Source organism: Senegalia sp. (in: firmicutes), from assembly GCF_052088025.1.
GTDB lineage: Bacteria > Bacillota > Clostridia > Tissierellales > SIT17 > Anaeromonas.
The window spans coordinates 23,445-37,889 of the sequence record NZ_JBQCYD010000012.1 but is presented as its reverse complement, the minus strand read 5'-3'; the positions used below and the strand labels follow the sequence as shown (position 1 = coordinate 37,889).

Annotated in this window: 16 protein-coding genes and 1 pseudogene; 16 read left to right on the top strand and 1 reads right to left on the bottom strand. The window is 31.9% G+C overall.

Features of this window, described 5'->3' with window-relative positions:
• A pseudogene (locus ACTHUW_RS04750) lies at positions 1–445 on the bottom strand (tryptophan-rich sensory protein); the annotation flags it as partial.
• Between the two features lie 291 nt (positions 446–736).
• On the opposite strand from ACTHUW_RS04750, the gene ACTHUW_RS04745 reads away from it, so the two are divergent.
• The 16 genes from ACTHUW_RS04745 to spoIID all read left to right on the top strand — a co-directional run bounded on the left by ACTHUW_RS04745 (position 737) and on the right by spoIID (position 14,352).
• The gene (locus ACTHUW_RS04745; protein WP_442197790.1) at positions 737–2,083 is read left to right on the top strand and encodes a TIGR00366 family protein; all 1,347 of its coding nucleotides are present in this window, start codon (positions 737–739) and stop codon (positions 2,081–2,083) included.
• A gap of 81 nt (positions 2,084–2,164) precedes the next feature.
• The gene (locus tag ACTHUW_RS04740; RefSeq protein WP_442212721.1) at positions 2,165–2,821 is read left to right on the top strand and encodes a CoA transferase subunit A; all 657 of its coding nucleotides are present in this window, start codon (positions 2,165–2,167) and stop codon (positions 2,819–2,821) included.
• Positions 2,821–3,480: a 3-oxoacid CoA-transferase subunit B gene (locus tag ACTHUW_RS04735; protein WP_442197792.1), complete on the top strand. Its 660-nt coding sequence runs from the start codon at positions 2,821–2,823 to the stop codon at positions 3,478–3,480. The genes ACTHUW_RS04740 and ACTHUW_RS04735 overlap by 1 nt, the downstream gene beginning before the upstream one ends.
• Before the next feature lie 150 nt (positions 3,481–3,630).
• Complete coding sequence (locus ACTHUW_RS04730) at positions 3,631–3,855, top strand: AtpZ/AtpI family protein (protein WP_442210228.1); 225 nt, start codon at positions 3,631–3,633, stop codon at positions 3,853–3,855.
• A gap of 4 nt (positions 3,856–3,859) precedes the next feature.
• Entirely contained in the window at positions 3,860–4,246 is a 387-nt protein-coding gene (locus tag ACTHUW_RS04725; protein ID WP_442198857.1) for an ATP synthase subunit I, read from the top strand.
• Positions 4,247–4,274: 28 nt separating this feature from the next.
• Entirely contained in the window at positions 4,275–4,955 is a 681-nt protein-coding gene (atpB, locus tag ACTHUW_RS04720; protein ID WP_442197795.1) for a F0F1 ATP synthase subunit A, read from the top strand.
• Between the two features lie 52 nt (positions 4,956–5,007).
• Positions 5,008–5,277: an ATP synthase F0 subunit C gene (gene atpE / locus ACTHUW_RS04715; RefSeq protein WP_130805732.1), complete on the top strand. Its 270-nt coding sequence runs from the start codon at positions 5,008–5,010 to the stop codon at positions 5,275–5,277.
• 96 nt (positions 5,278–5,373) lie between these two features.
• The gene (locus tag ACTHUW_RS04710) at positions 5,374–5,886 is read left to right on the top strand and encodes a F0F1 ATP synthase subunit B (RefSeq protein WP_442197796.1); all 513 of its coding nucleotides are present in this window, start codon (positions 5,374–5,376) and stop codon (positions 5,884–5,886) included.
• Positions 5,874–6,440 (top strand): F0F1 ATP synthase subunit delta, encoded by a 567-nt coding sequence (locus tag ACTHUW_RS04705; protein WP_442210226.1) that lies wholly within the window; start codon positions 5,874–5,876, stop codon positions 6,438–6,440. The genes ACTHUW_RS04710 and ACTHUW_RS04705 overlap by 13 nt, the downstream gene beginning before the upstream one ends.
• Positions 6,437–7,951, top strand: coding sequence for a F0F1 ATP synthase subunit alpha (gene atpA / locus ACTHUW_RS04700; RefSeq protein ID WP_442212719.1), 1,515 nt, complete (start codon positions 6,437–6,439; stop codon positions 7,949–7,951). The genes ACTHUW_RS04705 and atpA overlap by 4 nt, the downstream gene beginning before the upstream one ends.
• A 24-nt stretch (positions 7,952–7,975) precedes the next feature.
• Complete coding sequence (gene atpG, locus ACTHUW_RS04695; protein WP_442197798.1) at positions 7,976–8,836, top strand: ATP synthase F1 subunit gamma; 861 nt, start codon at positions 7,976–7,978, stop codon at positions 8,834–8,836.
• A gap of 22 nt (positions 8,837–8,858) precedes the next feature.
• On the top strand, positions 8,859–10,268 hold the full coding sequence (gene atpD / locus ACTHUW_RS04690) for a F0F1 ATP synthase subunit beta (protein ID WP_442197799.1): 1,410 nt from the start codon (positions 8,859–8,861) through the stop codon (positions 10,266–10,268).
• A 10-nt stretch (positions 10,269–10,278) separates the two neighbouring features.
• Positions 10,279–10,680, top strand: coding sequence for a F0F1 ATP synthase subunit epsilon (locus ACTHUW_RS04685; protein WP_442210224.1), 402 nt, complete (start codon positions 10,279–10,281; stop codon positions 10,678–10,680).
• Between the two features lie 321 nt (positions 10,681–11,001).
• Positions 11,002–11,799, top strand: a complete 798-nt coding sequence (locus ACTHUW_RS04680; protein ID WP_442197801.1) for a YwmB family TATA-box binding protein — start codon at positions 11,002–11,004, stop codon at positions 11,797–11,799.
• Between the two features lie 72 nt (positions 11,800–11,871).
• Positions 11,872–13,149, top strand: coding sequence for a UDP-N-acetylglucosamine 1-carboxyvinyltransferase (gene murA / locus ACTHUW_RS04675; protein WP_442198861.1), 1,278 nt, complete (start codon positions 11,872–11,874; stop codon positions 13,147–13,149).
• Between the two features lie 162 nt (positions 13,150–13,311).
• Complete coding sequence (gene spoIID, locus ACTHUW_RS04670; protein WP_442210223.1) at positions 13,312–14,352, top strand: stage II sporulation protein D; 1,041 nt, start codon at positions 13,312–13,314, stop codon at positions 14,350–14,352.
• Positions 14,353–14,445 lie beyond the last annotated feature (93 nt).

Here is a 14,445-nt window from a genome sequence, read left to right as displayed (position 1 = left end):
CAGTAATCCATCCAAAATAAATACTAAATGGAAGGGAAATAAATAATTTTTCCTTATTTATCTTTTTAACTATAGTTATCAAACTTATAAGTATTACAAGCATCAGTAGTATAGATAAGGACAATACCTTATAATGCCAAGAGAAAATCCAAGCTGCATTGGCGATAGAGCTAATTGAAAAAATTATTCCTACACTATTTAAAAGTTTCACTCTCCTATTATTATCTCTAAACAATCCTGCCTGATAAAGTGAATAGAGTCCCAGTAATAGATATATAAGCCCCCAAATAGAAAAAGTAAGTCCTGCTGGTGCAAATAAATTTTCAAATGAATCTGATACTTCACCTGTAGTTAGTCCGTTTATAGGCAGGATATTTGCAAGTGCATTTGTAGCTATCATTGCTATGTAAGTTATTATTACGGAAACTTTAATCCATGTTTTCATATTTTTCACTCCTTTAATCTATATAATATGTGTAATTTATAAGCTATATTATACCCTTATGAATTATAAATAATCTTAGCCTATAATTTAGGAATATAAAGTTTTAAAATTAAATAATATATAATATAGATTATTTTGTATACAATAGTTTACACTGTACTAGAATGCAAACAAGTATTATGTATTCTTTTAAGTAAAAGCTTAATATATGCATATTTAGCGATTTTAAAGCACTTGGCATGTTATATGCATTATTAATATAGTAGAAATAAAATAAAAGGAGGAGTAAAGATGTTTAAAAAATTTACAAATGCATGTGTAGCAATAGTACAAAAATATTTACCAGATCCTTTTCTTTTTGCTGCAATACTAACATTCATCGTATTTATCTTAGGTGTTTTTGTAACAAACCAAAGCCCACTTGAAATGGTAGTTCATTGGGGAGATGGATTTTGGGGACTATTAGCATTTTCAATGCAAATGGCACTTGTATTAGTAACCGGACATACTTTAGCAAATGCACCAATAATCAAAAAAGGATTAAGGAAATTAGCTTCAATTCCTAAAACGCCTACTCAAGCAATATTTGCAGTAACATTTGTAGGATTAGTAGCTTGTTGGATAAACTGGGGTTTTGGGCTTGTTATAGGTGCATTATATGCAAGAGAACTTGCAAGACAAATCAAAACTGTAGACTATAGATTACTTATAGCTTCAGCTTATTCAGGATTTGTGGTTTGGCATGCAGGAATTTCTGGATCAATTCCACTTAAACTTGCAACAGCAGGACCAGGCTTATCAGAAGCAACAGCAGGTGTTGTAGTTGATCCTATATCAACAAGTGAAACAATTTTTGCACCATACAATTTAATAATAGTTGCTATAATACTTGTTACAATGCCTCTATTAAATAGGGCAATGCATCCAAAAGCTGAGGATGTAATAGCAGTTGATCCAGAATTATTAGTAGATGAAGATTTAGGAGTAAAGGTAGAAAATCCAACATTTGCTGATAAGATGGAAAATAGCCCTATACTATCAATATTAATTGGTGCAATGGGATTTACATTTATCATAAATTACTTTATAAATAATGGATTTGATTTAAATCTTGATATAGTTAACTTCATATTCCTATTTACTGGGATAATACTTCATGGAACACCAAGAAAATTCTTAGATGCTATTATAGTTGCAGTAAGAGGTACAGCAGGTATAGTATTACAATTTCCTTTTTATGCAGGGATAATGGGTATGATGACAGGACTTAGCGCATCTGGAAGCTCTCTTGCTGTAGTTATATCTAATGGATTTGTAAATATATCAAATGAAACAACATTCCCATTCTTTAGTTTCTTAAGTGCAGGAGTAGTTAACTTCTTTGTACCTTCAGGTGGAGGACAATGGGCAGTTCAAGCTCCAATAATGATGCCAGCAAGTGCAGAACTTGGAGTAAGTGCAGCAAAAACTGGTATGAGTATAGCTTGGGGAGATGCTTGGACTAATCTGATACAACCATTTTGGGCATTACCAGCACTTGGAATTGCAGGACTTGGTGCAAGAGATATCATGGGATATTGTATAGTAGATTTAATTTATACTGGAATAATAATTTCACTTGGCTTGATGCTTTTATAAAAGCCATGTATAACTAGCAAATAAATTTTTAATATGATAAAATGTTAATAATGAACAAATATATTTTGGGGGTGCAACAAAATGAATAAACAAATTTCTATTGAAGAAGCTATAGCAAAAATAGAAGATGGAATGAGTATAATGATAGGTGGATTTTTAGGAGTGGGATCACCTAATCAACTAATTGATGCTTTAGTAGAAAAAAACGTAAAAGATTTAACAATAATTGCAAATGACACTTCATTTGTAGATTTAGGAATAGGAAAATTAGTAGCAAATAAGCAGGTTAAAAAGGTAATAGCAACTCACATTGGTACAAACAAGGAAACAGGCAGACAAATGAATGAGAAAGAATTGGATGTAGAATTAGTACCACAAGGTACACTGGTTGAAAGAATAAGAGCAGCAGGATTTGGGTTAGGTGGAGTACTTACACCAACAGGACTTCACACAATTGTAGAAGAAGGTAAGCAAAAGATAGAAGTAGATGGAAAAGAATTTTTACTTGAAAAACCACTTAAGGCAGATGTTGCTCTATTAAAAGGTGATTTAGTAGATAAAAAAGGCAATATCGTTTATGATAAAACAGCAAGAAACTTCAATCCTACTATGGCAACAGCAGCAGAAACTGTTATAGTGGAAGCAGAAAAAATAGTAGAAATAGGCGACATAGATCCAGAAAATGTTATAACTCCAAGCTTATTCGTAAACTATATAGTTGCTGGAGGTGAAAAGTAATGGATAAGAACAATATAAAAGAGATAATAGCAAAAAGAGTAGCAAAGGAATTTGAAGATGGAGATTTAGTAAACTTAGGTATAGGGCTTCCAACACTTGTAGCAAACTATATACCAGAAGAAATAGATGTAGTATTTCAATCAGAAAATGGTTTTGTAGGACTTGGACCTTCGCCAGAAGATGGAGAATTTGATAAAAATCTTACAAATGCAGGCGCACAATATGTGACAATAAAAAAAGGTGGAGCATTCTTTGACTCTGCTGAAAGCTTTGGAATAATAAGAGGAGGTCACGTTGATGCTACAGTTTTAGGAGCTCTTCAAGTAGATGCAAATGGTAGTCTTGCAAACTGGATGATACCAGGTAAGATGGTTCCAGGAATGGGTGGAGCAATGGATTTAGTAGTAGGAGCAAAAAAAGTTATTATTGCTATGACTCATACTGCAAAAGGAAATCCTAAGATATTAAAGGAATGTAATTTACCCCTTACAGCAAAATCTCAAGTAGATTTAATTATTACAGAAATGGGAGTAATAGAAGTTACAGACAAAGGTTTAGTATTAAAGGAAATAAACTCTGAATTCACAGTAGAAGATGTAAAAAATGCAACTGAAGCAGAATTAATAATAGATGAGAACTTAAAAGAAATGGAAATTTAAAAAGGGGCAGTTTTATAGCCCTTTTTTTATTGTCGAATCATAACAAAATAAAAAAATAATTTTATCAAAACTATTCTTGAGTTAAACATCTATTTGGATTATAATAGAATATATATTGTCTAACTATTCAAATATATAGGAGATGGAAAAATGCCTAAAAAGAAGAATTCTAAAGTATTAGAAAATCTAGCACTCATATCACAAATAGGTATTTCTATGGCAGTACCTATAATAGGTAGTATATTTGTAGGGAGCCTTTTAGATGAAAAACTAGGAACAAATGTGCTTTTTCTTATAATATTTGTAATATTAGGCGTGGGTGCTTCATTTATGACCTTGTTTAAGATAACTTCAAGGATGAGTAATAGGAAGTGATATATTGAGTTTAACAAAAGATACAGAATATAAAATAGTTAAAAGAGTCATAATACTTACACTTATGATTTTAGGGATCATACTCCTTGCATTTCCAAATCCCAAAGATAAACTACTTGGACTTGTTTTTGGAGTGATTATAAATTTACTTAATTTTAGACTGATGGGTCTATCACTAGCTAAAGCAATGAAGATGCCTCAAGCACAAATCATGCCATATGTTGTAGGGAGTTATATGGCTAGATATATAATTTATGGGGTGGTACTTACCATAGCAGCCCTAGCAGATTATTTAAACTTTTATACGGTAGTATTAGGCTTTTTCATGGTTAAGATAGTCATATTATCTGATACTTTTTATGACACAATCAAAAGAAAGACTAGTAAATAATACTTAAGAAAGGAAAGGAGGCCATAATTTGGACAAAATTGAAGGGATAGCATTTGAACTTATGGGTAGAGATATCTATATACATTCTACAGTTATAAATTCATGGGTTGTAGTACTTTTATTATCCATATTTGCAATTTATGTAGGTAAAAAGTTCAAAGAAGCAGACCCTAAAGAGAAACCTAAAGGGCTAGTAAATATAGTAGAAATAATAGTTGTACAAGTAGAAAAACTAGTAAAAGATACAATGGGACCAGACAAGATGAAATTTGCTCCTTATATAGGAACACTTGCACTTTATCTTGCCCTAGCAAATCTCTTTGGATTAATTGGATTTGCACCACCAACATCTGATTACAATGTTACTCTTGCATTAGCTATAATAACCTTTTTATTGACACAGTACTTTGGCATCAAGAGCAAGGGAATTGGAGGGTATGTAAAAGGGTTCTTTGAACCTATACCATTTTTATTTCCAATAAACTTAATAGGAGAAATTGCAAATCCTATATCTTTATCATTCCGTTTATTTGGTAATATATTATCTGGTGTTATAATAATGGGATTATTATATAGTGCAGCAGGATATTTTTCACCAGTAGTAGCTCCTGTATTTCATGCTTATTTTGATTTATTTGCAGGATTAATCCAAACATTTATATTTATTATGCTTACAATGGTATTTGTATCAATGGCAATGGATGATTAGATTTTAAAAATATTAAAACAAAAATTACTTAAAAATTAGAGGAGGAAACAAAATGTTAGAAGGAATTTCAAGTGAAGCGTTTATATTAGGATGTTCAGCAATAGGAGCAGGACTAGCAGCAATAGCAGGTATAGGACCTGGAATAGGACAGGGTTATGCAGCAGGTAAGGCAGCAGAAGGAGTAGGAAGACAGCCAGAAGCACAAGGAGATATCATTAGAACAATGATCTTAGGTCAAGCAGTTGCAGAGACAACTGGTATTTATGGATTAGTTATAGCTATAATATTATTATTTGTAAGACCATTACTCGGAGCTCTTTAAAAATAATTAATTTAAAGAGGTGGGGCACCACCCCATCTCTTATTGTTGTAGCTAAAACTAATTTAAATATTAGTAATTACGAAGGGAGGATTATGAATGGTACCTGAAATTCATGTATTACCTGATCCGGTCAATTTTACGCTTCAATTACTAGCAACTCTTGTACTTTTTCTTGTTATCAGACATTTTTTATGGGATACTGTAAAAGATTTTTTAAATAAAAGAGAAGAAAGCATTCAATCTGATTTAAATGAAGCTGAAAGCAAGAAAGTAGAAGCTATGAAATTAAAAGAGCAATATGAGCTTAAAATTGAAGAAGCAAAAGGTGAAGGCAAAGAAATTATAGAATCTTCAAGAAAAAGAGCAACAGATATGAAAGAAGATATAGTAAATGAAGCTAAAAAAGAATCAAACAATATGATAAATAGGGCTAAAAAAGAAATTGAAAGAGAACAAACTAATGCAAAAATGGAACTTAAAAATGAAATGGTAGAAATAGCAATGCTTGCAGCTAGTAAAGTAATAGATAAAAATTTAGACAAAGATGCACACGCTCAGATGATAAATGACTTTATTGATGAGGTAGGGGAAACAAAATGGCAGAATTAGTATCAAAAAGATATGCTGAAGCATTATTTGAAGTAGCTCTAGAAGAAAACAACTTAGATGAATTTAAGGAAGAAATAAAGGCAATTTCAAATATATTAGATAGTGAAAAAAAGCTTAAAACTATATTTGAACATCCAAAACTTTCAAATGATGAAAAAAAAGATATATTAAATGAATTATTTAAAGATAATATAAGTAAAGAAGTTTTAAACTTTTTATATATCATAGTAGATAAGGGACGCGAAAAATATATTAAAGACATTAAAGATGAATATATTATGCTTTCAAATGAAGAGCAGGGTATAGTTGAAGGTGAAGCTATAACTGCAGTTAAAATGGATGATGAAAAGCTAGAAAGACTTGAATTAGAATTATCAAAAAAGTTAAATAAGACAATAAAACTTACAAACAAAATAGATCAAACAGTACTTGGCGGAGTATTTGTAAAAATAGGTGATAAGGTTATAGATTCAAGTGTTAAAGGTAGGATAGATGAATTGACTAAATCACTAAATAAGGCATCAGTAACTAAGAAAGAGGTGGAAAGTAAGTGAACCTAAGACCTGAAGAGATTAGCTCGATTATAAAAGAGCAGATAAAAAATTATGAAAAAAGAATAGATGTAGAAGACGTAGGAAGCGTACTTGAAGTTGGAGATGGTATCTCAAGAGTATACGGACTTGAAAATTGTATGGCAGGAGAACTTTTAGAATTCCCTGGTGAAGTATATGGCATGGCACTAAACTTAGAAGAAGATAATGTAGGTTGCGTACTGATGGGACCTGATGACAATATAAAAGAAGGCGATACTGTAAAGAGAACTGGAAGAATAGTAGAGGTTCCAGTAGGAGATATGATGATAGGTAGAGTAGTAAATGCCCTAGGCCAAGCAATAGATGGAAAAGGTGCAATTGAATCTGATAAATATAGACCAGTTGAGCAAAAGGCAACAGGTGTTATATCTAGAAAATCTGTATCAGTACCACTTCAAACAGGAATAAAAGCAATTGACTCTATGATCCCAATAGGACGTGGACAAAGAGAGCTTATCATAGGAGATAGACAAACAGGAAAATCTGCTATAGCAATAGATACAATATTAAATCAAAAAGATCAAGATGTAATATGTATTTATGTAGCAATAGGACAAAAGAAATCTACTGTTGCAGGAATATATGAAAACCTTCAAAAAAGAGGAGCAATGGATTACACTATCATAGTTTCAGCATCAGCAAGTGAGCTAGCTCCCCTTCAATATATAGCACCATATGCAGGAGCTGCAATGGGTGAAGAATTTATGTTTAATGGAAAAGATGTACTTATAATATATGATGATTTATCAAAGCATGCGGTAGCTTATCGTACAATGAGTTTACTTCTTAGAAGACCACCAGGACGTGAAGCTTATCCTGGAGATGTATTTTACTTACATTCAAGATTGCTTGAGCGTGCGGCAAGATTAAACGAAGATTATGGTGGAGGTTCTATGACGGCACTTCCTATAATAGAAACACAAGCAGGAGATATATCTGCCTTTATCCCAACAAATGTTATATCAATAACAGATGGACAGATATTCTTAGAGACTGATCTATTTGCATCAGGACAGCGCCCTGCAATAAATGCTGGACTTTCAGTTTCTCGTGTTGGTGGAGATGCTCAGATTAAGGCTATGAAAAAAGTTTCAGGAACTCTAAAAATTGACCTTGCTCAATATAGAGACCTTCAATCATTTGCACAATTTGGTTCTGACTTAGATAAAGAAACTAGAACTACACTTGATAGGGGAGAGAGAATAATGGAAGTATTAAAACAACCTCAGTACTCTCCAGTAGTTGTAGAAAATCAAGTAATGATTCTATATGCTGTAACAAAAAAATATTTAAAAGATATACCAGTAGAAAATGTAAAAGAATTTGAATTAGGACTATATAAATATATGGAAGAAAATTATCCACAAGTATCTAAATCCATAGTAGATAATGGAAAACTTTCTGAAGAAGATGAAGAGATACTTAAAAGTGGAATAGAAAGTTTCAAAGAAGAATTTAAAAAGACTATCTAAGCTTTAAAGAAAAGAGGTGTTGAAATGGCTAAAGAAAGTATGCAAGATATAAAAAGGCGAATAAAAAGTGTAGGTAGTACAAAACAAATTACAAATGCCATGGAACTTGTATCTTCTTCGAAGCTTAAAAAAGCTAGAAAAAGGTTAGCAAAAACTGAACCTTACTTTCTTACAGTAAGTAGAAGCATAAAAGATATATTAGCTACATCTCGTGGAATAAGCCATCCTATGCTTGAAAAAAGGGAAGTTAAAAATAGATGCTATATAATAGTTACATCAGATAGAGGATTATGTGGTGGATATAATGTGAATATCATAAAAAAAGTAGAATCTGATTTAGAATCTAAAGAAAACACTAAAATGATAACTATAGGACAAAAAGGAAGGTCACATTTTAATAGGAGAAACTATCATGTGAAAGGTTCCTTTGTAAACATATCAGAAGATCCAACATTTATGGATGCAACTCAAATAGGTAATATGGCACTTAAGCTTTATGAAAAAGGTGAAGTAGATGAAGTAAATATAGCCTATACTCAGTTTAAGAGCACAATCAACCATGAACCCACTATATTAAAACTTCTTCCTGCTGAAAGTATAGCAAAAGAAGATACAGAGGGTAAGAGAATACTTACAGAATATGAACCTTCTCCTGAAGTAGTACTTGATTATCTTATACCAAAATATATAAGAAGTACTATATATGGTGCCATGATAGAATCATCGGCATCAGAACAAGGTGCAAGAAGAATGGCTATGGAATCAGCAACAGAAAATGCCCAAGAGATGATAGATGATTTAAATCTTAAATACAACAGAGCTCGTCAAGCTGCAATAACACAAGAAATTGCAGAAATAGTTGGTGGAGCAGAAGCATTAAAATAAGAACTATAAAGGAGTTGAAAATATGGCTGAAACAAATATAGGAAATATTGTTCAAATAATAGGACCCGTAGTGGATATTCGTTTTAAAGAAGAACATCTTCCTAATCTATTAAATGCCATAAAAATAAAAGGCAAAGATGGAGAAGAAATTACAGTGGAAGTTTCTCAACATGTAGGTGATGATATAGTAAGATGTATATCAATGGATTCTACAGATGGATTTGTTAGAGGGATGGAAGCGGTAGATACAGGAGCTCCAATCAGCGTACCAGTAGGAGAAAACACACTAGGTAGAATGTTTAATGTTACGGGTGATGCAATAGATGGAAAAGAAAATGTAAGCTCAGGTCCAAGAGCAGCAATACACAGACAAGCACCTGCATTTGATGAGCAACAAACATCAACAGAGATATTTGAAACGGGAATAAAAGTAGTAGATTTAATCTGCCCATATTCTAAAGGTGGTAAGGTAGGACTTTTTGGTGGTGCTGGTGTTGGTAAAACAGTACTTATTCAAGAGCTTATAAACAATATCGCAACAGAACACGGTGGACTTTCAGTATTTGCTGGAGTAGGAGAGAGAACAAGAGAAGGTAATGACCTTTATTATGAGATGAAAGATTCTGGAGTAATAGATAAAACAGCCCTAGTATTTGGTCAGATGAACGAACCCCCTGGAGCACGTATGAGAGTTGGACTTACTGGACTTACAATGGCAGAACATTTTAGAGACGAAGCAGGCCAAGATGTACTTTTATTTATAGATAATATATTTAGATTTACACAAGCAGGATCAGAAGTTTCAGCACTTCTTGGACGTATGCCTTCAGCAGTTGGATATCAGCCAACACTTGCAACAGAGATGGGACAATTACAAGAGAGAATAACATCTACAAAAAAAGGTTCAATAACATCAATACAGGCAGTATATGTACCAGCAGATGACCTTACTGACCCGGCACCTGCAACAACATTTGCTCATCTTGATGCTACAACAACTCTTTCAAGATCAATATCAGAACTTGGAATTTATCCTGCGGTTGATCCACTAGATTCAAACTCTAGAATACTAGATCCACAAATAGTAGGAGAAGAACATTATAATACTGCTCGTAGAATACAAGAAATATTGCAAAAATATAAGGAATTACAAGATATCATAGCAATACTTGGTATGGATGAATTATCAGAAGAAGATAAAATAACAGTTTCTCGTGCTAGAAGAATACAAAGATTCTTATCTCAGCCATTTACAGTAGCAGAGCAATTTACTGGAATAGATGGAGAATATGTACCTTTAAAAGAAACTATAAGAGGATTCAATGAAATATTAGATGGTAAGCATGATGATCTTCCAGAATCAGCTTTCTTACTAGTTGGTACAATAGAACAAGCAGTTGAAAAGGCTAAAAAGATAAGAGAAGAAGAGTAGAGGTGATAATATGGCAGCTACATTTGATCTCGAAATAGTAACACCAGATAGAAAGTTTTTTGAAGACCAAGTAGAAATGGTAGTAGTAAGAGGGCTTGAAGGTGATATAGGAATACTTAAAAACCATACGCCTTATGTAACACCTCTTGCAATAGGTAGAGTAAAGATAAAACAAAATGGCAAATACAAGCTAGCAACTGTAGCAGAAGGGTATTTAGATGTTACAAAAACTAAAACTACAATAGTTACAGATGCAGCAGAATGGCCAGAAGAAATAGATTTAAATCGTGCAGAGCTTGCAAAAAAGCGTGCAGAGGAAAAATTAAAAAGAAAAGAAAAAGATATTGATACTAGGCGTGCAGAAATTGCACTTAAAAAAGCAATCAATAGAATTAATATGAAGAATGGTTAAAAAGATGGGTAATTTTACCTATCTTTTTTTGTGTTAGTAAGTAGACAATAGTTTTTTTGCTTGATATAATATTATAGTTAAGTATATAATTTAAAACTTAATGTTAAAACTAATTTTTATCGGGTAATAATTTTATAGCACACTAGGACTCTTTCCTATAAATAAAAATATTTTTTAATAATCATGTATAAAGACTAGCTAATCTTGTCAATACTAATTATTGAAAGGGAAGAGTACATAGAATGTAAAAATGTTTTTGTCCCCCTTTAACATTTTTGCCACACATCTAACTCTTCCCTAATTTTATAGGGAGTGATTGTAATGAAAGGTAAAAAGTTAATTGTATATTCAATATTAATAGCTATGATAGCTCTATCAAATTATACAGTTTCAGCTGAGTTAAGAGAAGAATTAACAGAACCTACTGTAACCGCATTTGAATCTATTGATGCAGAGTTATTAGGAATTAATATAAAAGCTCAAGATCAAATAAATAGTGAATTTTTAAATGAAAAGTCTATGAAAGAATTGGGACAAGACTTAAAAGATGAATTTAAAATAATAGGTGAGCTTGAAAATGAAAACAAATTAGAATTAAACAATGATGAAAAACTCTATAGTATGAAGTATATAGAGCAAGATGAGAGTAAAAAGCTTATTATTTCTGGTATTAATAACAAAAACAAAATTGTTAGAATAAATGCTTTGACATATCAGGATAAATATAGTAACCTTAATAGGACTGAATTAATAGTTAACATAATGTCTGAAACAGTTGACGATTATAAAGAAATTAAAGAAAGTGTCCAAAAAATATTCAATAAATATGAATCACATCCTAAGATAACATCTCAAATAAGTGGAACAATTGATGGAAATATAAATGCAAGCAAAAAATTAGATATAATATCTAATATAACGAAATCAGTAGATGCAAGAATTGTTGAAGAGTATAAAAATACAGATATTTTAAGTGTTAGTGCTTATTCTCCAAATATAGATAATCATATCAATACAGGAAAAAATAAGATGAATTTAAATATTGCTATGAGGAATAACTATACTGAGGACAAAACTTATATTTTTATTGCAACTCCAATTATAGATGGTGGATATTAAAAGATTATTTTAAAATGGGCACGGTTAAAAACTAAAACAAAAAGATAAAAAGTATAATGAGGAGGAAATCAAGTGCCAAAACTCATAGTAGAAAAAAGCCCTCCATTAAAGGGGAAAGTTAGAATAAGCGGAGCAAAAAACTCAGCTCTACCTATAATGGCAGCAACATTATTATCAACAGATAAATGCGAACTTACAGAAGTACCTGATTTACGCGATGTAAATGTAATGAAAGAGGTATTAAGCTCACTTGGTGCAAGCGTAGAAAAAACAAGTGGCGAATCATATAGTATAAATGCAAAGGGATTAAACAATTCAGAAGCACCATATGAACTTATGACTAAAATGAGAGCATCATTTTTAGTAATGGGTCCACTTCTTGCAAGATTAAAAAAAGCAAGAATTTCAATGCCAGGAGGTTGTGCTATAGGAACTAGACCTATAGATTTACACCTTAAAGGATTTAAAGCCTTAGGAGCAGAAATAGAAGTAGGTCATGGATATGTAGAAGCTAAAGTAAACGAGCGACTTAAAGGAAGTAGAATATATTTAGACTTTCCAAGTGTTGGAGCTACAGAAAACATAATGATGGCAGCAGTAATGGCAGAAGGAGAAACCATACTTGAAAATGTGGCTCAAGAACCTGAAATAGTAGATTTGGCTAATTTCTTAAACAAATTAGGTGCAAATGTAAAAGGTGCCGGGACTAATACAATAAGAATTCTTGGAGTAGAAAATCTAACAAGTTGTAATCATACAATAATACCAGATAGAATAGAAGCAGGAACATATATGGTAGCAGCAGCAATGACTGGTGGAGACATTACAATAGAAAACATAGAATTTGATCATGTTAAATCCATAGTATCAAAACTTAAAGAATCTAATATAAAATTCATAGAAGTGGGAAATAATTCCCTAAGAGTAATAGCACCAGAAGTATTAAAGGCAGTAGATGTAAAAACACTTCCTTATCCAGGATTCCCAACAGATATGCAAGCACAAGTAATGGCAATGATGAGTGTGGCAGAGGGAACAAGTGTTATAATAGAGACAATATTTGAAAACAGATTCATGCATGTAAATGAACTTAGAAGAATGAATGCAGATATCAAAATAGATGGTAGAAGTGCCATAGTAACAGGTAAAGAAAAGCTTCTAGGCGCTCCAGTAAAGGCAACAGATTTAAGAGCAGGAGCAGCACTTATATTAACCGGACTTATATCTGATGGTATTACAGAAGTAACTCAAATACATCATATTGATAGAGGATATTCAAATATAGAAGAAAAACTTACAAATTTAGGCGCAAAAATCAAAAGAGTTGAAATAGAAACAGAAGCTAGCTAATAGCTTCTGTTTTTTAATGCTTTATTTCCCGTAATATTTCGACAATTTCCCAGGCAATAACTTATATTTCCCCAGCAAAATAAGAGTTATTTTTTATTCATAATTCATATTTCCCGGGCATAAATATATTAGGAAAGATCAAATAGAAACGGGGGATAAGATATGAAATCATTTTTACAGTTAGTAGGCTTTATAACGCTTTTGACATTAGTATTGCCCATATTTATATTATTTATTTGGAATGGAGATATAGATGGTGGCCTAGAAAATAATGTAAGCAATAAGGATGAAGTTAAAGAGGAAATAGTTGATTCTCTTGATTTAAATGTAGATATATATGATATTCAAAAGAAAAAAGTCATAACAATGGAATTAGAAGAATATATAAAAGGAGTAGTATCAGGAGAAATGCCAGCTAAATTTGAAGAAGAGGCATTAAAAGCTCAATCAGTAGCTGCAAGAACCTATGCTATATCAAAAATATCTGCATACAATAAGGGAAATAGGGCAGATAACCATCCAGATGCCCCACTTTGTAATTCTACTCATTGTCAGGTGTGGTATGGTGAAGATAAATTATTGGAACTTCATGGAAGTGAATGGATGGATGCCTCCTTTACTAAGATAGAACAAGCAGTAGACAATACAAAGGGTCAAATAATTTCATATCAAGGAGATATAATATCAGATCCTTTATTCCATTCATCAAGTGGTGGAATGACAGAAGCATCAGAGGCAGTTTTTGCATCAGCAAAACCATATTTAAGACCTGTAGAAAGTCCATATGAGGGAGAATTTCCAAGTATAAAGCAAAACTTTGAAATTTCAATAGATGAATTTATAAGCAAATTAAAAAATAAATATCCAAAATTAAATATAAGTAAGGAAAATATATCTGAAAAAATTGAACTAGTAAAAAGAACTAATACAGGTAGGGTAGATAAATTAAAAATAGATGGCCTAGATATGACAGGCCGAGAGCTTAGGGAAATAATTGGATTTAATTCTACTAATTTTAATATAACTATAGATAAATCAAAGAATAAAATGATAATAGAAACCATGGGAAATGGTCATGGAGTAGGGATGAGTCAATGGGGAGCAAATGGAATGGCAGAAAAAGGAAGCAAGTACAAGGAAATATTAAAACATTATTATACAGGGGTAGAAATAGTTCAAGTGAATAAAGAAATGATAGAGTGATAAGAAAGATTCTTCCGAGAAGAATCTTTCTTTAGTGTATAATAGTTTGACAAAAATCATAAAATATATTATTATGAATATAGGTTCATAATA